The organism is Mycobacterium sp. TH-M82 (assembly GCF_057473605.1).
Genome location: NZ_JBYCKY010000155.1, coordinates 1 through 1,300, shown reverse-complemented (window position 1 = coordinate 1,300; position 1,300 = coordinate 1). Strand labels below are relative to the sequence as shown.

General features: G+C 66.3%; 1 protein-coding gene and 1 pseudogene. Both read right to left on the bottom strand.

The annotated features are described in order from the left end of the window. A pseudogene (locus AC2VON_RS04540) lies at window positions 1–787 on the bottom strand (hypothetical protein); the annotation flags it as partial. After that, window positions 784–1,200, bottom strand: coding sequence for a hypothetical protein (locus AC2VON_RS04535; protein ID WP_486951874.1), 417 nt, complete (start codon window positions 1,198–1,200; stop codon window positions 784–786). The gene AC2VON_RS04535 and the pseudogene AC2VON_RS04540, both read right to left, overlap by 4 nt. Window positions 1,201–1,300: the final 100 nt, after the last annotated feature.

Here is a 1,300-nt window from a genome sequence, read left to right as displayed (position 1 = left end):
TCGTCAGGTTCGTGTCGATGTTGTTGAACTTGTTCGCGTGCTCGTGCTCGCTGTCGTCGTGGGTTTGGCACAGCTCGTCGATGGCGGCGGCGTCGTGGGTGAGCTGACTGATGATTCCCGACACGACCTGGTCGTAGTGGTGTCCCAGAGCGGTCAGGGCTTTCACGGTCTCCTTCGCACACGGCATGGGACCACCGTCCCGTGTCGGTGTGCCAGAACCGTCAGTCGAGTAATGCTGAACGAGGTGCTCGATGACGCTCTTCATTTCCCCGGGGGCGCTGTGCAGGGAATCCGCCGCCCGTCGCAATTCGACGGCGAACGCCGCGAGTTCCTCCGTGTCGATTTCGATTTCGCCGTGACCCGTGCCCGTGCCCGTGCCCGTGCCCGTGCCGTGACCCGTGCCGGCGATGTCGTCGAGGGTGGGCAGCCCCGCCTTGTCGAGGAGATTGTTGATGCCCTTGATGGGCTGGTGGTCGTCATCGCCGAGCAGCGCCGCCGTCGTGACCCCCGCGATGCCCGCGCCGAGCAAAGCCTTCTTCGGGTGGGATTTGGCATAGCCAACACCCTTGGAGAACAGACTCTTCCCTTTACTCCCGCCAGCCTTGGCGGCGGCGGCGAGTGCCTCTTTCCCACCAGTCCCGGCAGCGGCGGCAGTGGCAGTGGCACCGGCTTCGGCGGCACCGGCTTCGGCAGTGGCATCGGCGGCGGCAGTGCCCATCCCTTTGCCGAGAGCCTCAGCGGCTTCAGCGGTGCCCTCGATCAGAACCTGAAACGCCCGGGTCATCACATCCTCCTGTCACCGTGGGCGAGAGCCAACAACGGGGTTATCGCCTTCACGAAATCTTCGCCGAGCCTCACCGACGGGTCCGCGATGTCCCCGTGCAGGCACGTCATCAAAGCTTCGAAACCCATTCCGTGCCTCCAGGTTTCGCCCGTGCCCGTCCCGCCGAGGACAGCCATTTCCCCGCCGCCGACGGACGGGGGGACACCTCGCGGCGGGTCCGCCCGGCGGACGACGGGGGCGATCCGGGAAAGCCACGAGTCCAAGTTTTGGATCACTTCACCCGTGCACAGTCCGTGCCCCCTCGCGGGGGCAAGCGCGGGGGCACGGTAATGATTCAGGTCATCCCACATCTCCTCCACGGCGGCGCGCTGCCCGAGCGCCGCGCCCAGCGCACGGGTGGCATGGTGACGGTCCATGGTCAGTGCCCCCTCATGGTGTAGGTCGTGCACACGGACACGGTGTCCCCACCGTCGCGTTGGGTCTCGAACCCGGTCGTGAACGCCTTGGTCGGCTGAC